22 protein-coding genes are annotated in these 19,010 nt (G+C 42.5%); 7 read left to right on the top strand and 15 right to left on the bottom strand.

Features of this window, described 5'->3' with window-relative positions; genetic code table 11:
- Positions 1-46: 46 nt before the first annotated feature.
- Positions 47-1,111, bottom strand: a complete 1,065-nt coding sequence (gene hemE / locus PE36_RS00940) for a uroporphyrinogen decarboxylase (protein WP_006030049.1) — start codon at positions 1,109-1,111, stop codon at positions 47-49.
- Positions 1,112-1,617: 506 nt separating this feature from the next.
- On the opposite strand from hemE, the gene PE36_RS00945 reads away from it, so the two are divergent.
- Complete coding sequence (locus tag PE36_RS00945) at positions 1,618-2,106, top strand: Rsd/AlgQ family anti-sigma factor (RefSeq protein WP_006030050.1); 489 nt, start codon at positions 1,618-1,620, stop codon at positions 2,104-2,106.
- Positions 2,107-2,253: 147 nt separating this feature from the next.
- Here PE36_RS00945 and PE36_RS00950 read toward each other — a convergent pair whose 3' ends face one another.
- Positions 2,254-3,006 carry an FKBP-type peptidyl-prolyl cis-trans isomerase gene (locus PE36_RS00950; RefSeq protein WP_006030051.1) on the bottom strand — a complete coding sequence of 251 codons (753 nt, stop codon included), beginning with the start codon at positions 3,004-3,006 and terminating at the stop codon, positions 2,254-2,256.
- A 253-nt stretch (positions 3,007-3,259) separates the two neighbouring features.
- Between PE36_RS00950 and PE36_RS00955 the strand changes: the two genes are divergently transcribed.
- On the top strand, positions 3,260-3,481 hold the full coding sequence (locus PE36_RS00955) for a SlyX family protein (protein ID WP_006030052.1): 222 nt from the start codon (positions 3,260-3,262) through the stop codon (positions 3,479-3,481).
- 164 nt (positions 3,482-3,645) lie between these two features.
- On the opposite strand, the gene slyD is transcribed toward PE36_RS00955, so the two are convergent.
- Together slyD and PE36_RS00965 are read right to left on the bottom strand one after the other, a co-directional pair.
- Positions 3,646-4,254, bottom strand: coding sequence for a peptidylprolyl isomerase (gene slyD / locus PE36_RS00960; RefSeq protein ID WP_006030053.1), 609 nt, complete (start codon positions 4,252-4,254; stop codon positions 3,646-3,648).
- Positions 4,255-4,310: 56 nt separating this feature from the next.
- A complete protein-coding gene (locus tag PE36_RS00965) occupies positions 4,311-4,514 on the bottom strand; it encodes a YheV family putative zinc ribbon protein (RefSeq protein ID WP_006030054.1) in 204 nt (67 codons plus the stop codon).
- A 189-nt stretch (positions 4,515-4,703) separates the two neighbouring features.
- Between PE36_RS00965 and PE36_RS00970 the strand changes: the two genes are divergently transcribed.
- A complete protein-coding gene (locus PE36_RS00970) occupies positions 4,704-6,617 on the top strand; it encodes an ABC transporter ATP-binding protein (protein ID WP_006030055.1) in 1,914 nt (637 codons plus the stop codon).
- A 96-nt stretch (positions 6,618-6,713) separates the two neighbouring features.
- Here PE36_RS00970 and PE36_RS00975 read toward each other — a convergent pair whose 3' ends face one another.
- The 7 genes from PE36_RS00975 to PE36_RS01005 form a co-directional block, all read right to left on the bottom strand.
- The gene (locus PE36_RS00975; RefSeq protein ID WP_006030056.1) at positions 6,714-7,073 is read right to left on the bottom strand and encodes a nuclear transport factor 2 family protein; all 360 of its coding nucleotides are present in this window, start codon (positions 7,071-7,073) and stop codon (positions 6,714-6,716) included.
- 274 nt (positions 7,074-7,347) lie between these two features.
- The gene (locus PE36_RS00980; RefSeq protein ID WP_006030057.1) at positions 7,348-8,739 is read right to left on the bottom strand and encodes a M48 family metallopeptidase; all 1,392 of its coding nucleotides are present in this window, start codon (positions 8,737-8,739) and stop codon (positions 7,348-7,350) included.
- A complete protein-coding gene (locus PE36_RS00985; RefSeq protein WP_006030058.1) occupies positions 8,726-9,430 on the bottom strand; it encodes an energy transducer TonB in 705 nt (234 codons plus the stop codon). The genes PE36_RS00980 and PE36_RS00985 overlap by 14 nt, the downstream gene beginning before the upstream one ends.
- Positions 9,402-9,800, bottom strand: a complete 399-nt coding sequence (locus tag PE36_RS00990) for a biopolymer transporter ExbD (RefSeq protein ID WP_006030059.1) — start codon at positions 9,798-9,800, stop codon at positions 9,402-9,404. The genes PE36_RS00985 and PE36_RS00990 overlap by 29 nt, the downstream gene beginning before the upstream one ends.
- Positions 9,801-10,307 (bottom strand): MotA/TolQ/ExbB proton channel family protein, encoded by a 507-nt coding sequence (locus PE36_RS00995; RefSeq protein WP_006030060.1) that lies wholly within the window; start codon positions 10,305-10,307, stop codon positions 9,801-9,803. It lies immediately after the preceding gene.
- A complete protein-coding gene (locus PE36_RS01000) occupies positions 10,308-11,750 on the bottom strand; it encodes a MotA/TolQ/ExbB proton channel family protein (RefSeq protein WP_006030061.1) in 1,443 nt (480 codons plus the stop codon).
- Positions 11,750-12,544 (bottom strand): DUF3450 domain-containing protein, encoded by a 795-nt coding sequence (locus PE36_RS01005; protein WP_006030062.1) that lies wholly within the window; start codon positions 12,542-12,544, stop codon positions 11,750-11,752. The genes PE36_RS01000 and PE36_RS01005 overlap by 1 nt, the downstream gene beginning before the upstream one ends.
- A 188-nt stretch (positions 12,545-12,732) precedes the next feature.
- Between PE36_RS01005 and PE36_RS01010 the strand changes: the two genes are divergently transcribed.
- Positions 12,733-12,960: a YheU family protein gene (locus tag PE36_RS01010; protein WP_043993617.1), complete on the top strand. Its 228-nt coding sequence runs from the start codon at positions 12,733-12,735 to the stop codon at positions 12,958-12,960.
- A gap of 85 nt (positions 12,961-13,045) precedes the next feature.
- Positions 13,046-13,915 (top strand): phosphoribulokinase, encoded by an 870-nt coding sequence (locus PE36_RS01015; RefSeq protein ID WP_006030064.1) that lies wholly within the window; start codon positions 13,046-13,048, stop codon positions 13,913-13,915.
- A gap of 100 nt (positions 13,916-14,015) precedes the next feature.
- Here the strand turns inward: PE36_RS01015 and PE36_RS01020 are convergent, their stop codons facing one another.
- Both PE36_RS01020 and PE36_RS01025 read right to left on the bottom strand, forming a co-directional pair.
- Entirely contained in the window at positions 14,016-14,915 is a 900-nt protein-coding gene (locus PE36_RS01020) for a lysine exporter LysO family protein (RefSeq protein ID WP_006030065.1), read from the bottom strand.
- A gap of 21 nt (positions 14,916-14,936) precedes the next feature.
- Positions 14,937-15,881 (bottom strand): bifunctional precorrin-2 dehydrogenase/sirohydrochlorin ferrochelatase, encoded by a 945-nt coding sequence (locus PE36_RS01025; RefSeq protein ID WP_043993564.1) that lies wholly within the window; start codon positions 15,879-15,881, stop codon positions 14,937-14,939.
- A 196-nt stretch (positions 15,882-16,077) separates the two neighbouring features.
- Here PE36_RS01025 and PE36_RS01030 point away from each other — a divergent pair, with 196 nt between their 5' ends.
- Together PE36_RS01030 and ribA are read left to right on the top strand one after the other, a co-directional pair.
- Positions 16,078-16,665 carry a super-infection exclusion protein B gene (locus PE36_RS01030; protein WP_006030067.1) on the top strand — a complete coding sequence of 196 codons (588 nt, stop codon included), beginning with the start codon at positions 16,078-16,080 and terminating at the stop codon, positions 16,663-16,665.
- 217 nt (positions 16,666-16,882) lie between these two features.
- Positions 16,883-17,491: a GTP cyclohydrolase II gene (ribA, locus tag PE36_RS01035; RefSeq protein WP_006030068.1), complete on the top strand. Its 609-nt coding sequence runs from the start codon at positions 16,883-16,885 to the stop codon at positions 17,489-17,491.
- A gap of 117 nt (positions 17,492-17,608) precedes the next feature.
- Here ribA and PE36_RS01040 read toward each other — a convergent pair whose 3' ends face one another.
- Together PE36_RS01040 and PE36_RS01045 are read right to left on the bottom strand one after the other, a co-directional pair.
- Positions 17,609-18,073 (bottom strand): methylglyoxal synthase, encoded by a 465-nt coding sequence (locus tag PE36_RS01040; protein ID WP_006030069.1) that lies wholly within the window; start codon positions 18,071-18,073, stop codon positions 17,609-17,611.
- 196 nt (positions 18,074-18,269) lie between these two features.
- Entirely contained in the window at positions 18,270-19,007 is a 738-nt protein-coding gene (locus PE36_RS01045) for an aldehyde dehydrogenase family protein (protein WP_006030070.1), read from the bottom strand.
- Positions 19,008-19,010: the final 3 nt, after the last annotated feature.

Genomic DNA, 19,010 nt, shown 5'->3' on the forward strand with positions numbered 1-19,010 from the left:
TGGTATTTATACTACTAAGCTTATCGCTACCGTACTAAGCTTACACCTATTTATGGTATTGCTTACTCAATTCACCAACTGCTTCGATGAATACGCCTGCTTTTTCAGGTTCAACATCTAAGTGAATGCCGTGACCTAAGTTCATCACATGGCCATTGCCTGTACCAAAACCAGCTAAGATCGTGCTTACTTCTTCACGAATGCGTTCTGGCGATGCATACAGCATTGAAGGGTCCATGTTACCTTGCAGCGCAACTTTATCACCAACACGAGCTTTCGCTTCAGCAATATCAATGGTCCAATCTAAACCAATCGCATCACAACCTGTTGCCGCGATCTGCTCGATCCATTGACCACCGTTCTTGGTAAACAAAGTAACCGGTACTTTACGGCCGTCGTTGAAACGCGTTAAGCCATCAACAATTTTGTGCATGTACTGTAGTGAGAAGTCTTTGTAATCACGTGGTGACAATACGCCACCCCAAGTATCAAATACCATCACAGATTGTGCACCCGCAGCAATTTGCGCATTCAGGTAAGAGATAACAGAATCGGCTAACTTATCTAATAATAAGTGTAACGTTTGTGGTTCAGAAAATGCCATTTTCTTAATTTTCGTGAAAGTTTTAGTACCGCTACCTTCAACCATATAAGTTGCTAACGTCCACGGGCTACCAGAAAAACCAATTAACGGCACTGAACCATTAAGATTTTTACGGATAGTACGCACCGCGTTCATCACATATTGTAATTCGCCTTCTGGATCTGGCATGCCGATTTTATCAACGTCTGCTTTACACGTGATCGGACGCTCAAATTTAGGGCCTTCACCTTCTGAAAAATACAAACCTAACCCCATCGCATCGGGGATAGTTAAGATATCAGAAAACAGAATAGCCGCATCAAGTGGAAAACGGCGTAATGGTTGTAATGTTACTTCACAAGCAAGTTCTGCATTTTTACATAGCGACATAAAGTCACCCGCTTCAGCGCGCGTTGCTTTATATTCTGGTAAATAACGGCCTGCTTGGCGCATCATCCATACTGGTGTTTGGTCTACCGATTCTTTGGCTAACGCACGTAAATAACGATCATTCTTTAACTCGCTCATATCCTTTCCTGAATTGCGGCTCTAATATGACGTGATTGTAACATTATTCAACAATTGACAAAATATCTGACGCCACTTTCATGGTTAATTTAACCACAAGTTGATCCCAACACGGCATTCGTCGCCAAAATACAAAATAACACACCAGAATTGACATTTAAGCGGAGAAAAAAACAACAAATTTGCAACGTCAGTAACACGTCAATCTCAGACCATTTGTATTTAGGTAACTAATTTGCACAATTATCAGTAACTGAATCAGAGACATCAATCACAATTACTTAACAAGCATAACGAACAAAATCAAAAATCAGTCATAACAAACACTTATGTGCTATTATTAGACCTACAACAGTTTTCAATTCGTAGCCGTGCTTTAGCAGACATATCTGTTATTGCGGCACTAATTAATCAGGTTTGACCAGATAAAATAGTGTTGACGTTTTACGGTAAAAAATTTAGTAATAGGACACCTTAGTTTTTTAAGGGTACATGGAGTAAGTCATATGTTAACCAAATTAGAACAAGCGCAACAAGCTTGGGGCGGTACGCACAACGCCATTGATCACTGGCTCGAAGAGCGACAAGAACTGATTGTCGATTATTGCAAACTCGAAGGCTTACCCCCATTTAAAAAAACCGCCGCACTACCCAGTAAAGATGAACTACAAGCCTTCTGCCAAATTTTAATCGATTATCTATCGACAGGTCATTTTGAAGTTTACGATCAAATCGTCTCTCAATGTGCCGAGTACAGCACCCAAAGTCTGAAACTTGCGCAAGACATCCAACCGCGGATCGTATTAACAACCGAAGCACTGGTTGAGTTCAACGATAAATATGCTGAAGGCAATCAAGATGACGATGCATTAATCATGTCTTTAGATAATGATATGTCGAAAGTAGGCGAACTATTAGAACAGCGTTTTGAATTAGAAGATCAACTGCTATATACCCTAGCAACCTATCACCGCGAAGTTGTCGGCGCAGAATAACGACCAGAATAGAATAACTATCCATGTGCAAATAAATGACGACTAATAAAAAACCCATTCACACGATTAATATGAATGGGTTTTGACAAAAAACGCATAAAATAGCAGTAACCGAATGACTCGGCTACTGGATTTTAAAACGTCTAATTATTTTTCTTGTCCAGCAATTTCGATCAATTCAACTTCAAATACTAATGTTGAATTTGGTGGGATATCTGCACCCGCACCTTGTGCGCCATAACCTAGCTCAGATGGGATGTATAATTTATACTTACTGCCCACGTTCATTAGTGAAACACCTTCAGTCCAACCAGGGATCACACGATTAAGTGCAAATGTTGCTGGTTCGCCACGTTCGACAGAACTATCAAATACCGAACCGTCTAATAGTGAACCGGTGTAATGCACAGTGACGGTATCATCTGGCGATGCAAGTTCACCTTCACCAGCCGTTAGCACTTCATATTGAAGACCTGAATCGGTAGTGGTAATGCCTTCTTTTTTGCCGTTTTCAGCAAAGAAACTAGCAGCTTCAGCTTCCAGTTTCTCACCTTCAATACGTGCAGCTTCCGTTGAAAGCGTATTCATTTTTTCGTCATACGCTTTTAATACAGCTTGTAGCTCTTCGTCAGATAATTGCGTTGATTCATTTAACGCATCAGTAATACCTTGAACAATGATTTCTTTATCCAATGGTGCACCTAGCTCTTCTTGACGCTTAAGGGGTGCAACCAAGTTGCGTGCAACGATTGAACCGATTGCATAAGCCGCTTGTTGATCTTCGCTGTAAGTCTTAATGTCTGTTATTTTTTCTGCTGGCGCTTCTGGTGCTTCTTGACCACATGCCGCTAACAGAGATACTGCTGAAGCGAGTACCGTTACTTTAAAAAATTTTTTCATCGAAATACCTAATTAAAATAATGCCGTGTAATTCCACAACTACGTGCTAAGTTACTTATACCTAAACTACATTAGTATTATCATAACTATTTGATGCTTCCATACAAGATATTAACCACTATAAATACAAAAAATGATAGTTCACTCTACTTTACTTAGTTTTACATCCTATCTCGGCTAGTATTTCAGCTCAAATAAATCGACATTACATGTTAAACTTAATTCAGTAGATTATAGTCATAGCGGAAAAAACATGGAAATTCAGCAATTAGAAGAGCGTGTTGAAAACTTAGAGATGAAACTGAGTTTTCAGGACGACACTATCGAACAATTAAATAATGCCATTATTGAGCAGCAAAAAATACTGGAAGATCAGAAAGTACAGCTGACTTTTTTAATTAGTCGCATCAAAACAATGCAAGTGGGCAGTGGCCTAGCAAGTGAAGCGGATGAGACACCACCACCGCATTATTAATACGTGAATGGCTGTGGTTTCCTAGAGTAAAAATAGCAGATTATTTACTGTAAACAATAAAATGCCAGTCAAGTGACTGGCATTTTTCTTTTAATTAAACCTAAATTTAATCGTTACTGTGAGTCATCGACTATCAATAACCAACCACCCAACATCACTAATGATTAGTGACCGCCGCAGCAACCGTCTTTTTTCTCTTCTTTTGATTCGTTAGAACCACAACAACCGGTATCTTCTTTTGCTTCGTCAGCACCACAACAGCCACCTTCATGATCATGCTCGTGTCCGTGATCATGACCACAACCGCCAGCGCCATGGATATGACCGTGCTCTAGCTCTTCTTCAGTTGCTTCACGAATACCGATAACTTCACCGTTGAATTGCAGTGTACGACCCGCAAATGGGTGGTTAGCATCAACAACAATAATGTCGTCTTCAACAGCAGTAACGATAACCGTACGGTGACCTGCATCAGTATCAGCACTGAATGCCATACCCGGTTCAACGCCTTCAACACCGTCGAATAACTCAGCAGGTACTTCTTGAACGAGTTCAGGATCGTAGATGCCGTAGCCTTGTTCAGGTTGGATAGTTACGTCAAATTCATTACCTACTGCTAGGCCTTCTAATTCAGCTTCAAGACCAGGAACCAGGTAACCAGAACCCATTAAGAATTCCAGTGGTGATGAATCACGCGTATCATCGATAAGTTCGCCTTTATCGTCTGTTACTGCGAAGTGTAGTACTACTACTGAGTTTGCTTCAATAAACATATTTATTCTCTTAATGCTAATTAACTGTCTTTGATGCGCCTTAAACCAATCTAAAATTATGGTTTAAAGACACCTATCATTTGTTCAAAATCGCGGGTGGCGGTACTCACCTCTCCATCGGCTTGCGCTTGCGTATAGCCACAACTGACACATTCAATTGTTTCTACCTCATTCACTTGAAATAGCTGGATCACATCTATTTCATTGCACGTCGGGCACTTAGCACCGGCGACAAAGCGTTTTTTCTTCCGTTCAACCACTGCAACCTCCCAGTCATTTACGATGTAAGTAAACTTAAATCATCGGCATATCATTGCCAATCTTTGGCCTCTTACCATCGTTTAACCATGAGTGTACTTTATTCTTGGTACAAATTTCAAAGTTTAACATTTTAAACTGCGCGTAAATCGGCTAAAATCGCCGCAATTATAGTTACTAATAGCCCTCATATGATCATAGCTAGCGATATTGAACTTCTGCGTGGTGGCAAGCCACTTATTACGAACACCAGTGCCAAAATCAACCCAGGTCAAAAGGTAGGTTTAGTCGGTAAAAATGGTTGTGGTAAATCCAGCCTATTTGCCCTTATTCGCCATGAAATTAGTTTGGATAATGGCAGCCTTACCTATCCAAGCAGCTGGCAAGTATCGAGCGTGAAACAGGAAACACCTGCTCTCGATCGCAGCGCCCATGATTATGTACTGGATGGCGATACCGGATTCCGTCAACTAGAAGCAGACCTTGCACAAGCTGAAGCGGCGGATAACGGCAATAAAATTGCAGAGATCCACGGCAAACTTGATGCGATTGGCGCTTATAGCATTAACGCGCGTTGTTCTGAGTTATTATCAGGTTTAGGTTTTAGCGAAGACAAACAGCAACTGTCAGTACAAAGTTTCTCGGGTGGTTGGCGTATGCGCTTAAACCTAGCCCAAGCACTATTATGTCGTTCTGACTTATTGCTACTTGATGAACCAACCAACCACTTGGATTTAGATGCGGTTATTTGGTTAGAAAAATGGTTAAAACAGTATGACGGTACCTTAATGCTGATCTCACATGATCGTGATTTCCTCGATGCCATTATTACCAAGATCATTCACGTTGAAGACCAAAAGCTCAATGAATACACAGGTGACTACACCTCGTTCGAAAAACAACGTGCCGAAAAACTATCACAACAGCAATCTATGTATGAGAAACAACAGCGTGAAGTTGCCCACATGCAAAGTTACATTGACCGTTTCCGTTATAAAGCCTCAAAAGCCAAACAAGCGCAGAGTCGTATTAAAGCGATGGAGCGTATGGAGCTTATTTCAGCGGCCAATGCCGATTCGCAATTTAGCTTTCGTTTCTTAACACCTGACGCCCTGCCACTGCCATTATTAACCATGGAAAACGTGTGCGCAGGTTATGACGATAACTTAATTCTAGATAACATTAAGTTGAATCTGGTTCCGGGTAGTCGTATCGGTTTATTAGGGCGCAATGGCGCAGGTAAATCAACACTGATCAAATTACTCGCCGGTGAGATCGAGCCGTTAACGGGTAAACTCGAAGTTAATCCCAATTCGAAAGTGGGTTATTTTGCCCAGCACCAATTAGAATTTTTACGCTTAGACGATACGCCATTGCAACATTTAGTACGTTTAGCGCCGGATAAAACAGAGTTAGAACTGCGTAAATACTTAGGTGGTTTTGGTTTCATTGGTGAAAAAGCGTTAGATATTGTACGTCCCTTCTCGGGTGGTGAAAAAGCCCGTTTGGTACTAGCGCTGATCGTATGGCAAAAACCCAACCTATTATTGCTTGATGAACCAACCAACCATTTGGATTTAGAAATGCGTCACGCGCTGTCAGTCGCCCTACAAGGCTTTGAAGGCGCAATGGTTGTAATATCACATGATCGTCATTTATTACGCTCTACCACCGATGAGCTGTATTTGGTACACGATAAGAAGGTATTACCGTTTGACGGTGACTTAGATGATTATCACAGCTGGTTAAGCGAACAACAAAAAGTTGAAAAGCAAGCCACACAAGTGATCAATACCGGTGCGAACAGTGCCCAAGCGAAGAAAGATCAAAAGCGTAAAGCGGCTGAATTACGTAAGCTAACGCAGCCAGTACGCAAGCACATTGAAAAAGTCGACAAGCAGCTAGAAACTTTAGGTGACAAGCTGACAGCCCTTGAAACACAACTCAGTGAAACCAGTATTTATGAAGATCAAAACAAAGCTAAGCTAAAAACCGCATTAAGCGAGCAAGCGAAGTTTGTTGTGGCGATTGAAGGCGCTGAAACCACCTGGATGGAGTTGAACGAACAACTTGAAGAAATGATAGAAGAAAGCGAACAAGCTTAAACGAGATTATGAGTAGAGGTTGAACTGGTATCAGCCTCTACTTATTTTTAGCATTCCCCCCACAACCTGCTTTACACCATTATATTTGTTAAATACTCAGAATAAACGTTTCCATTGCTCGGTATCGACGAACCAGCGTTCCTCATAGATTTTGTCGCCTTCAAATCTGAACAAGACGGTTAATGCGGAGAACTCTATGTTATTGGCTTTCCACTCAACGATTGAAACAACTTCATTTTCGCCTTCAAGCTGACGCAGCTCAGTAATTTCGAAACCAGGTGGCAGCATACCGCCAAGATTATTTAGCGCCTTACGAAATGTCCGCCGCCCCCTGAGAATATCCTCCTGTCCCGGCATGATGAATGTCATATCATCCGTGTAATCATTGATTAAGGTATCGAAATCACCTGCACCAACGGCATCCCAACCACGTTGTACTATATTAGATAGTTTCATTACGGTTGCCTTCTACAATTTTTTATCATTTAACTATAGAGGCTATTCAATCATCCTGCCCTAGCCATTATTAGGCAAATACTCGATGATAAGTCACTTAACCAACCGATATCACTGCTTTATCGTCATGCAATGATTTAATTAAAAAGTATTATGCTAGTACATCGGCTAAGGCGAGATTGGTATGCGCTTTAAAACCAAAACGGCTGTAATACTCAGGCTCGCCAAGCAATACGATACCCTCTAGCGCCTAGGATCCTAAACGCCAACAAGCCTACAGCTGCGCTAACCACCCCTTACTATAACCTTGATATTGCTTGGTCTGTAATAGCAGTAAATTATCTTTCGCTTGTGCTTTTTTACCTTGCTCAATCTGGCTTACGGCTAATAAAAAGCGCCATTTATCCGTCATCAATAAGGTCTTTTGATCTTTGTTTTCAACACGGCGATCCAACAACGCGATATAAGCTGATTCAGCTTCTGACCAACGCGCTTCTAAATACAATAACTGCGCTTGTTGTTGATCATGTTTGGCTAATTTGATGCCTGCGGATGTAGCCTGTGAAAAAACAGCCAATGCCTTGCTGCGTTCACGCGCCATTAACCAGGCATTACTCAAGCCTTTAAAATAAGCTTGGTCTAGTAATAATAATTTATTCTCTGCACCTTCCAGATACACCGCAGCAGCTAACCGAGGTTGTTGCTGTTGTAAATATAACGAGGCTAATACCCGATAACCTTGTGCGGTGAGTAAACCTTGATTACGAGTGATCGCCAGTGTCGATAACGCCGATTTATTCTGCTCTAAAGCCAGGTAGCTATACGCCAAACGTTCCCAATAATCTCTTGATTTTGGGAAATCGACCACGGCAATTGCAAGGTGTTTATTAAGCTGTTGATCCTGCTCCAAACGCTGTAATAACGCTAACAATAATTTAAGGTAAGATTCATTCTTTGGCACAAGTTTGTAAGCGCGTTTTGATGGCGCTAATGCAGCGGTTAACTTGTCTTGTAAATAATATGCTTGCGCTAATAACGCGGCATTACTGGCTTGTTGCGCATTGGTGATCTTATAAGTTTCACGTTGTTTAACATCAAGTTTGTCCACCAGCTTAAACCAAGCATTAAGGTGTTGAGTAACCAACGCCCATGACTTGATATTTGGGGTTTTATTAGCATCCGTTGATGAGGTTAACGATGCGGCTAGCTGCGCTGCCAACTGCTGGAATGTCAGTTGCTGCTCAAGCTCTAGCGACAAACTTAATAGCTGATTCACTACTTGGTAACTTTGCTCATAACCTTGCAAAGAGTCCTGCTGACTTAGCAAGACTTGCAGATACAAATTACTCGCCAGCAATTGCCGTTCTGTCGAGTGTTCACGCTGCTGCTGGTAAAAGTCAGCGATGTTGTCAATCAAGATCTTATTCGATTCAGCCTTGGCTTTAAGTTGCTCATCGTCCTGTGCAGACAACTTCGCAAAAGCCGTTGTTAAGGTAACATAACGGCTATACACAGCGGCTGGTACTTGCTGCGCTTGTGCTGATGGCAAAGATAGCAGTATCGATAACAGCAGTCCCAGTAACAACAGTCCCGATAACCGTATTGAACCCAACACTGAGCCCGACAACAGTGATGAACTAGGCTGCTTGACGTTAATTAAGTTCAAAGACCATTCTCCATTTTTTCCATACTTCCGTCCCTGCTGGGGCTTTTTCAAACTGCCAGCGACGCACTGATTTACGTGATACTTTGCCAAAGTAACCGCGGGGTTTTTCTTCGATAATGTTGATCTCTTCTGCACGGCCATCATCATTCACCAAGATATGTAATAACACATAACCTTCAATTTTCAGGCGTTTAGCTTTGTACGGATATTGCGGGTTGGTTTTGCGTAATACTTTGGCAAAACCAATCTCTGGCTCACCAACCGTCGCTTGTTCGACATTCGCTACCACCACAGGCGCAACGTCAACTTGCGGCTGAATATGACTGGTCACATCGACAAGTTGCGGTGAGACATCAAAGGTCGGCACCGACAATACAGGTAAGGTGATGCTGCTGTTTAAATTAATGTTCTGCACATCAAAACTCGGCTGCACCGGCTGCGGCAATGTCACCATTTCTTGTTGTGGTTTTGGCTCTGGGATCACCTCTAGCTCAGGGGTGATCTCCTGCTCTTCCACGCTCGAATCAGTGAACTGACGAAAATTTATCGAAATAGGATCCCGCACAGGGGCTTTATTACTGCCAATGGTTAGCGAATAAATTAATCCCGCTAGACTGATATTAATCAGCACTGCCAGCGTGAACGCCAGCAGCCAATAGCCCTTACTGCTTCGCTGTGGCGACTGCAACATTGTCCACCCCAGCTAATCTAACTTGATCTAATACTTCAATTAAACGCCCGGTATCAACGGTTCGATCGGCATTCAACATCACCGAAGTATGAGCACCACTTAAAGTTTTAACCCGGCTACGCAATTTTCGAATATCAACCGGTTCACCTTCGATCCAAACACCGTTTTCAGCATCAATAGAGATCACTAAACTCACCGCCCCTTGCATATCGTTAGTCGCACCATCGGGACGTTGGATATCAATGGCATTCATCTTGTTAAACGATGCAGTCACTAAAAAGAAGATAAGTAAAATAAACACCATATCAATCATAGGTGTTAAATCGACAGTGAGCGCGTCACTGTTATTTCGACTAAATCGTGTTCTCATTTATATCCCTTTAACCACTAATTTTTGCGCCAAATCCAAGGTCAATAAATTAGCGCGTTTGTTTAAGCTATGACAAAAGAATAACCCAGATGACCCCGTTACCAATCCGGCTAACGTGGTTAATAATGCTTGCGCAATACCACTGCTAAATAACTCAGATACCCCGAGGCTGTCCGACAATACCGAGAAATTATCAATCATGCCATCAACCGTGCCCAGCAAGCCTAACAAGGGTAAAACACCGGTTAAGGTTTTAATAAAAATGAGCTTACGGGTGAGCTGGCTCTGTAATTCAGAAATAAAACCATCACGCACCGCGATCGCCAATAAATGTGATTGATCTTGCCACTGTGCCCATTCAGCTTGGTAATGCTTAGACAGCAGTGGATATTGCAAAGCATACTGTAAATAACAGCGCGCAATCGTCCACCACATCACCACAGATAGCAGCATGATGACCCAGAAGATCAGCGATGCATTACCTAGGAACTCAAGAAACCCAGACATTTATACGTTACCTGCCACTTGCTGTTGATCCACAGCAGTTGGTGCTGACGGTCCATCATTCACACATAGGTTCAAACGCTGTTGACGTTGTGCTAATAGACCGGCACTTTGATGCTCGATCACATGCACGATACTGTCACTTTTGCTGGTTAATAAGCTGTGTAATAACATCAATGGCACTGCGGCAATCAAACCAAATTTAGTCGTTAATAACGCTTTTGAAATACCGCTGGATAATACTTGCGGATCACTGTTGCCGTAAGCAGTGATCGCTTGGAATGTTTCAATCATCCCCGCTACCGTACCTAATAACCCCAGCATTGGTGCAATAGTCGCCAGTACCGCTATCGAGCCCAATCCTTTACGACATTCTGGTAATTCCGCCAAAATTGCTTCGTCGAGAAAACGCGCTAATTCGTCCGCGTTACTGTTTTCATGACGGTCAGCGACACCAATAATACGACCGAGTGAGTTATCGGTTAAGGTATTTAATTGCTGTTTTTGTACTTTAATCTTCTTCGCTTCACGGCCTAATACCCACAAGCGGAATAAACCAATACCCATGCCGATAACACCTACCGCGACAATAACGCCACCGACAATACCCGCGTCAGAAAATACCTGCCACCAAGCTTTAGCCTCTGTTGCACGTTTAAGTAATGCACCCGCAGAAGGATCGATTAAGGTACTGACAAAGCCGTCTTGTGGCTGTGAGAATCCGGCAATGCGGGCGCTGATATCCGCCGAATTTGACGGTAATAACTGATAGCTTTCACTCGCGGGTTGATACAGCAAAGGTCCTTGCGCAGTAAAGGCGGTAAAGCCTGCAATTTGGGTCACAGCTAAAGTCTCTTTACTGCCATCTGCCATCGTGACTGGAATATCTGTGGTAGTGACTTTACTGCTTGCCACCATTTGCTGAGTAAACAATAACCATAAGTTTTTAATCGCACCAAGATCCGGTTCATAATTCGCTTCACTGTAAGGTGACAATTGCGTTGCACGTCCAGATAGCATGGCACTTAATGGGCTTTTATTTAATTGCCCGCGTAGATCCTGACTGGCACCGCGGAATTCACTGAACACTTTATCCAAATCGGATTTTTCACTGTTGGCGAGTTTTTGCTTGGCTAAGATCAGTTTATTGTTGGCAGCAATCGAATCTTGCAACTGGGTCATTTTTTGCTGCAAGGCTTGGTTACGTTGTGCTTGTTTGGCCAAATTAGCTTTTTGGCTGACGAGATTAGCTTTAAATCGGCTTAATGCGCCATTGTCTATCTTGGTTTCTGCGACATTACTTTGTTGCACTTGCTTTAATAGCTCATCTAATGGCGTCGCATTAGCGTTAAACATCAATAAGCTAGTAGCAATGATAATCACGGCGTTGCAACGTATAGCCAGCGTTTTGAGCGTAGGTGATATGTTAAATAGAGGGTTAGTCATTATCGCGCCTCCTGCGGTTGCGTGGTTGAAACAGCATGCGCAGCTTCTAACAAAGGTAATGCGAGTAAGGTCGGTACGGTTTTATTATCCGCCACCTCATAGGCTTGTTTCACTTTCGGCAACCAAGTTGCCGGTAAGTCTAACCAAGTGCGGCTACTGTTATCCCAATAACCAGCCTGGTTATGATCTGGCGTCAGATAATACAACGCCACCCGACCAACACGAACAAGTTGTACGGTTTTGTCGGTATCGCTTAAGGGTAATTGTGCTTGCCATGTTTCGATGGTGTCGCCATATTCAGTTTCAATTTGATAGGCTTCTAAGATACGGCGGTATTTATCTGCAACACTGATATTAGGATTATCTAACAAGCGATTGAGCTCCGCTAAACGCAGTTGGCGTTCTTGCCATAAGAAAGGGATATCTTGTTCGACAAACAACGTCAGTACTTGCACCATTTGTTGCATTAACGGCGTCAGCTCCATCCGCGTTTCACGGACGTTGGCCATGTTTTTTTCTAAACTAATTAATAACTGCTGCTGTTGCGCTACCTGCTTTTCAAGTTGGCTGGTATACGTGGTAAGCACCGCATTTTCACGTAATAAGGCCCGATACTCAGCCACCGTTTCACTGGTTTTTTCATCTAATTCTGCAATGTTGTTTTGAGTACGTTGCGCTTGCGCCTGTGATTGCTGCTTACTGCCGATAATATTATCAAGCTCGCTCGTCGCTTGAACAGGCATGATTAACGAGCCTGCAAGTAACCCGATAGACCAAATTGCTGAATAGTTCATGTTCTTCCACTGTTTATGCCGTGATAATTAAATATGGTGATTAAATGTGATGTTCTGGGTTAACGATTACATCATCCGCCAAGCTAAATGAGAATCATTGTATTTAAGCTAAGCGTATTTAGCAATGAAATCAAAAAAATATGTTAATATTGTACCCATTATTGGTAAACACACTGCAGAGCGCAATTATGATCATTCCCTATAAGCAACTCGATAACGATACACTAAATACCCTAATAGAACACTTCGTGTTACGAGAAGGCACTGATTATGGCACTCTAGATATGTCGATGTCAGAAAAAGTATGTCAGGTAATCAAACAACTTGAATGTGGTGATGTGGTTATCGTTTACTCAGAATTACATGACAGTGTGAACATCCTGCCAAAGAGCGAAGTTCTTAAAAACCCACAATAATCGTGCACATTTTATACTTGATCTCCGTTCATTTAACTCGTATAACATAGCACCACTCCTTTAACTCAACTAGTTGGTCGATCAAATGTCAGCAAAACATCCTATTATTGCTGTGACAGGTTCATCAGGCGCCGGTACTTCTACCACTAGCTTGGCCTTTGCACACATGTTCCAGCAAGAAAACATCAAAGCGTCTTTTATCGAAGGCGACAGTTTTCATCGTTATACCCGTCCCGAAATGGACGTGGCGATCCGCAAAGCCCGTGAACAAGGTCGACATATCAGCTATTTTGGCCCTGAAGCCAATGATTTTGAGTTACTGGAAAATTTCTTTCAAGACTATGGCCGTGATGGCAGCGGTAAATACCGTCGTTACCTACACTCGTTTGACGAAGCCGTACCGTATAACTTAATGCCGGGTACCTTTACCCCTTGGCAAGATATCGATGCGGGTACTGATCTTTTGTTTTATGAAGGTCTACACGGCGGTGTCGCAACCAAAGATAATAACGTAGCGAAACATGTTGATCTGCTGATTGGCATGGTGCCAATCGTCAACTTAGAATGGATCCAAAAGTTAGTCCGTGACACAGAAGACCGTGGTCACTCTCGTGAAGCGGTAACAGATTCGATCGTCCGTTCAATGGATGATTACATTAACTTTATTACCCCACAGTTTTCACGTACCCACATTAACTTTCAGCGCGTACCGTTAGTCGATACCTCGAATCCATTTAGTGCGACAGCGATCCCAACGTTAGATGAAAGTTTGGTGGTGATCCGTTTCCAAAGCGTGAAAAATATAGATTTCCCTTATTTGCTAACCATGATCGATGGCTCGTTTATTTCTGGTATCAATACCTTGGTTGTACCTGGCGGAAAAATGGCACTGGCGATGGAGCTTATCTGTGCGCCGCTTATTCGTCAGTTATTAGTCGAAGGCAAGATTAGCTAACGAATAGTGAGTTAACGACTCAGTTTATAGATACAAAAAGGGAGAGGCTGACTAACAGCATCTCCCTTTTGCTTATCTAAACATCATGATTTATAAAAAATCATAGCGCCAAGAACAAACTGATAAATAACGGTGACGCTAGGCTTAAAATAAAGCCACTGACAATCGCCAACGGTACATAACCATTACCACCGGATTTCTGGATCATCGGTAATGTAAAGTCCATGGCCGTCGCGCCAGCATAACCAATCGCGGTGGATGGGTATAAGCGGATCAATGATGGAATAATCAGAATAGCCACCAGCTCGCGGCCTAAATCAATAATAAACGCCGCGCCACCAAATACCGGTGATAAACCATCGGTAATTAAGATGCCTGATAACGAATACCAACCAAACCCAGACGCCAGCGCCAGACCATTGCTTAACGGTATATCAAGTAACAAGGCGGCAACCAACCCGCCAATCCAAGAACTCGTCATCATTACTAGCGCTATCTTAATGCCCCAGCTATTGAGTAATATTTCCCGTAACTGCATGCCACTGTTCCGTAACTGGCAACCAATAAACAGCAGTAATAATACCAACGCACCTTCACTGATAGTATCAATATCAATCAGCTCTGGCGAAATGAACAGACCAGTAATAAAGCCAGCGGCAATCACAAAGATTAACTGTATTGACTCTAAAATAAGATGCCATTTACTCAATGACTCACCTTCACCTTCGACTATTTTTGATAAACGTTTATCCAGTCCCCATAAGGCAAGCAAGTTAGCGGCAGACACACAAGCCAACACCGTAAAACTGTATAAGCCGATGTTCTGAATATTTTGAGCAAGGTTGTCCAGATGTGACAAGCTAATGCCCATTAAGAATAAGATCACGTACACCATTTTACTGGTGGCGACGTTGACCCAATGAATATGTTTCTGCTGCTTTAGCGCAATAAGGTAACCTAATACCAGAGGTACAATTACAATCAAAAATCCTGAATACATCTAACGTTAGTCCTACAATGATTAAGCGACGACACTTATCGCGTCAAGCGTATTAGTGAGTGTCTCAAACTGTGCAGTGCTATTAATCAATACACATACACGATCACCTTGCTGCTTACGCATTTGTGCTTGCGTAGAAAAATCAGCACTTAATAGCGGATAACGCTCGGCATCACGGCGACATAATTCAACAAAATCGGCGATACGTTCATTACAGTCATCACCGTCTTCAACGTATAAGATCACATCAGCTTGTTGCATTAAACGTAAGGATCTTAGTCGTAACAGGTCTGTTTCGTCAGGTAATTTAATTAAATAAATATCACCGTCAACATCGCCATGTGGTGTCGTTAATTGCAGGTCAAACTCTTGTTGCAATTGTTCTTTGTCGGTTGCTAGGCTCACCGCTTTAGAACTGAAGAAACGCTCCCAAAAACGACGTCGCTCTGTCACGCTACTAAATTGTTGTTTTACCCGCTCACGTTGTTCACCCGCAAAGGCACCGAGTGCTCCCAGCGTTTCGGGTAACAAAGCTTCGAGTTTTTCACGTAAATAACGGATCAATACCGGCGACAAACCACCACTGGATATCGCGATTTGTAATGGTGAACGATCGATAATAGAAGGGGTGATAAATTCACACAGTTCAGGTTGATCTGCAACATTGACTAATAAGTTACGTTCGCAGCAGTCTTGCCATACTTGTTTATTAAGCAGGGTATTGTCAGTGGTCACCCATACCATCACGTAATCACCAAGGTAATCGCGATGATAACCGTCGATGATCGCCGTAATTTTGGCATCATCACGATAACGTTGCAGCGTATCATTTAAACGCGGAGATAAAACCGTCACCTTGGCACCCGCACTCAATAACAAGTCAACTTTTCGACTTGCCACTTCACCGCCACCGACTACCAGCACGCTTTTATCATTTACATCCATAAAAATTGGCAAATACTGCATGTTACATCCATTTAAAAGTGCATAAACAGCGCTTAGTATACGGCGCAAGCTGCTGATAGTCATCAACATCACGACTATAGAAAATAATTAATTTAGTGGCATAGAAAATGCTTGTATTGGAATCTAAGAGGAATTACAGAAATAATGTCCCCCGTCAGACAATTTTTTGACAGCAGTTATTAGTAGAGGCTTTATCATGCACGAACTTAAGCAATATATTCAAAATTACAAACAGATAAACATTGCCACCACTTGGTTACTGCTTGCAGCAGCATTGGTATTGCTATTACCAAGCACGGCTCTGTCGGTATCAGGCTTAGATCTATGGGTCACGGAATACCGTGGTTATATCTCTATTATTGTCATCTCAGCGGTTGCCTATTTTATCGCATTATTGCTTGTAAAAACCGGGCAAGCGGTACTTGAGAAGCAAACCGAAACCGGCACCATGAACAAGATCCATAAAATGGTGAAGGTGATGAATACCTCTGAGCAAGCGGTGATCCGTGAATTTATTATTCAAAAGAAAGATATCATTTCACTGCCATTAGAAGCCGCAGCCGTGGCTAATTTAGTGGATAACTGTATTTTGGTACCGGCATTAAACAGTCAAGAGATCATTGGCACCGGCAGCAAAATTAAACTTTGCATTAATATTAAAGCGCGTCCGTTACTTGATCATAAAGCATTAGGCTTTCCAGCAGGTAAAATGACCGAACAGCAAGCGCTGGCATTAAAATCAGCACGCCCTGCATTTGCCAAAGAGTTTTACATTCGTCACTAAGCCGCCGCAGATATCGGCGCTCGCTAACCGATAGACACCAATACAACAAAGTACATAATTTAATGTACTTTGCTGTGTTCATGACAACGAATGATAATTATCCCGTCTTTTTACAATTGTCTATTCAGATTGCCGCCATAAACGCGTAAACTAGCCCAAAGTAATTTTATTTGACGTTCATCACTAATCATAAGCGATGAATAGTAAGAGGTAATCCGTGTCTATTAAATTTATCGCATCTTCAAAACTACCAACACCTTTTGGTACTTTCACTATGCACGGCTTCGAAGACTCAGAAACAGGCAAAGAACATGTGGCGCTAACGTATGGTGAGTTAGCGACAGACAAAGTCATATTAGGTCGTATACATTCAGAATGTTTAACCGGTGATGCCTTGTTTAGTTTACGTTGTGATTGTGGCTTTCAACTTGAAACCGCAATGAAAAATATCACCGAAGCAGGTTCTGGCTTTATTCTGTATTTACGTCAAGAAGGTCGTGGTATTGGTCTGTTAAATAAGATCCGTGCATATAATTTACAAGACTCTGGTGCCAATACGGTTGAAGCGAACGAAAAATTAGGCTTTGCTGCAGACTTACGTAATTATGCCATGTGCAAACCTATGTTAGACCACCTCGGTATTAGCAAAGTGAGGCTCATGACCAATAACCCGAAAAAATTAGCGGCGATGGAAGAATGCGGCGTTAATGTGGTGGCACGTCAGCCATTACAAGTGGGTAAGAATATGCACAATGAACATTATTTGAGAACCAAAGCTGACAAGCTTGGGCATATGATGACTGAAGAGCATTTCAAAGAAGATTAACACGACTCACATCAATAAATAATAACAGCAGACACGCGCTGCTGTTATTACCTTTCATACTGTTATTTCAAAATAATCGTTATTTTCTGTTATGCCAAAAAATCGTTATTTACTACGTTATAGTTCGCTAATACGCTCTGCTAAATAACCTTCGTAATCAGGCACTGCATATTCGTATTTACTACTGGTATGAATAGAATCAATAATGAAATCAGCCGTGGCTGGATTGGTTGCCACCGGAATATTCCACACTGCTGCTAAACGTAATAACGCTTTTACATCCGGATCGTGTGGCACTGCATTCATAGGGTCCCAGAAGAAGATCATCATATCAATCTCGCCTTCTGCAATCATAGCGCCAAGCTGTTGATCGCCCCCCATAGGTCCGCTCAACAATGCTTTAACAGGTAATTCAACGTGTTTAGTCAATAATGTGGCTGTGGTGCCAGTACCGAATAAATGGTGTTTTTGGAGAATATCAGCACGTGCTTTTGACCAAGCAATCAGATCTGACTTCATGTGATCATGGGCTACAAGCGCAATACGTTTGTTCGTTGCCATGCAACGGGTAGTTTTTTGCATCAGAGACCTACTTTTAATTTACAAATAATAACTTAAGACACAAGTTTATAAATGATAACTCAAGACAATGAGGCTGATGATACTACTAAATAAAGGAACTTACACTGATAGGAGTCCCATATCAGGTACTCAAATGCGTACCTGATATGGGGTATTCATATTACACGATCAATTTTACAGTGAATCGCGCTAGCAATTAATGGTCACCGCCACCGAGCTCTAACAAGATTGCATTACCACCCACAGCCGTAATATTAATAGTACGGGTACGCTCGGTAATAAAACGTAGGATAAAGTGGTCATCGGTGACATAAGCCAGGGCACTGCCACTCACTTCAGCAACCAGTTGTGCCAATAAACCATCTCGTGTAGACAAGGTACGGTTAAGTGTTTGCGCGGTTTTTGCATCACCGGTAAACGCCACACCCGCTACTTGCGGTGATTCAATCAGTGCCGTTAACTCTGTTTCCTCAGCGCCCTGTACCACAAGCTCCGGGATACCTGCAGCATGCAGTGTATTAAGTAACACAAACTGTAATGCCTGCTGTGCTTGCGGCAATGCTAATACCAAGGTATTACCGGCTAACAACGCCGCACTGATATGGCCAACAATGGCATTAATCGTGCTGCTTTGATCAGCATCTGTTGCGGCGACAATAAATAAACCACGTCCGGCACTGTAAAGCTCGTTCACTTCACCTGTCGGCCCTGGCATTAATTTTTCATCGCCCAATAACGTAATGGCTTGGTGTTTTTGGTATTTCGCCATTTCACCAGCCAGTTTACCTAATGCTGCTTCTTGGCTAATAATCTCAACCCATTTAGCAATCAGTTCGGCACGGGCAATTACACCCAGATCATTCCAACTCTGCCACGCACAAAGGCCAGTTTCAATCAGCTGCTGCGTCTGGACTACTTTATTTTCTACAACCATGGT

The organism is Moritella sp. PE36 (genome assembly GCF_000170855.1).
Taxonomy (GTDB): Bacteria; Pseudomonadota; Gammaproteobacteria; order Enterobacterales; family Moritellaceae; genus Moritella.

Coding starts and splice junctions, on each gene's coding strand:
- PE36_RS00950 (WP_006030051.1), bottom strand. CDS start 3,006: ATGAAAAAATTTTTTAAAGTAACGGTACTCGCTTCAGCAGTATCTCTG.
- PE36_RS00975 (WP_006030056.1), bottom strand. CDS start 7,073: ATGAAACTATCTAATATAGTACAACGTGGTTGGGATGCCGTTGGTGCA.
- slyD (WP_006030053.1), bottom strand. CDS start 4,254: ATGTTTATTGAAGCAAACTCAGTAGTAGTACTACACTTCGCAGTAACA.
- PE36_RS00995 (WP_006030060.1), bottom strand. CDS start 10,307: ATGTCTGGGTTTCTTGAGTTCCTAGGTAATGCATCGCTGATCTTCTGG.
- PE36_RS01015 (WP_006030064.1), top strand. CDS start 13,046: ATGTCAGCAAAACATCCTATTATTGCTGTGACAGGTTCATCAGGCGCC.
- PE36_RS01005 (WP_006030062.1), bottom strand. CDS start 12,544: ATGAACTATTCAGCAATTTGGTCTATCGGGTTACTTGCAGGCTCGTTA.
- PE36_RS01010 (WP_043993617.1), top strand. CDS start 12,733: ATGATCATTCCCTATAAGCAACTCGATAACGATACACTAAATACCCTA.
- hemE (WP_006030049.1), bottom strand. CDS start 1,111: ATGAGCGAGTTAAAGAATGATCGTTATTTACGTGCGTTAGCCAAAGAA.
- PE36_RS01040 (WP_006030069.1), bottom strand. CDS start 18,073: ATGCAAAAAACTACCCGTTGCATGGCAACGAACAAACGTATTGCGCTT.
- PE36_RS01045 (WP_006030070.1), bottom strand. CDS start 19,007: ATGGTTGTAGAAAATAAAGTAGTCCAGACGCAGCAGCTGATTGAAACT.
- PE36_RS00955 (WP_006030052.1), top strand. CDS start 3,260: ATGGAAATTCAGCAATTAGAAGAGCGTGTTGAAAACTTAGAGATGAAA.
- PE36_RS00985 (WP_006030058.1), bottom strand. CDS start 9,430: ATGTTGCAGTCGCCACAGCGAAGCAGTAAGGGCTATTGGCTGCTGGCG.
- PE36_RS00970 (WP_006030055.1), top strand. CDS start 4,704: ATGATCATAGCTAGCGATATTGAACTTCTGCGTGGTGGCAAGCCACTT.
- PE36_RS00990 (WP_006030059.1), bottom strand. CDS start 9,800: ATGAGAACACGATTTAGTCGAAATAACAGTGACGCGCTCACTGTCGAT.
- PE36_RS01000 (WP_006030061.1), bottom strand. CDS start 11,750: ATGACTAACCCTCTATTTAACATATCACCTACGCTCAAAACGCTGGCT.
- PE36_RS01020 (WP_006030065.1), bottom strand. CDS start 14,915: ATGTATTCAGGATTTTTGATTGTAATTGTACCTCTGGTATTAGGTTAC.
- PE36_RS00945 (WP_006030050.1), top strand. CDS start 1,618: ATGTTAACCAAATTAGAACAAGCGCAACAAGCTTGGGGCGGTACGCAC.
- PE36_RS01030 (WP_006030067.1), top strand. CDS start 16,078: ATGCACGAACTTAAGCAATATATTCAAAATTACAAACAGATAAACATT.
- PE36_RS01025 (WP_043993564.1), bottom strand. CDS start 15,881: ATGCAGTATTTGCCAATTTTTATGGATGTAAATGATAAAAGCGTGCTG.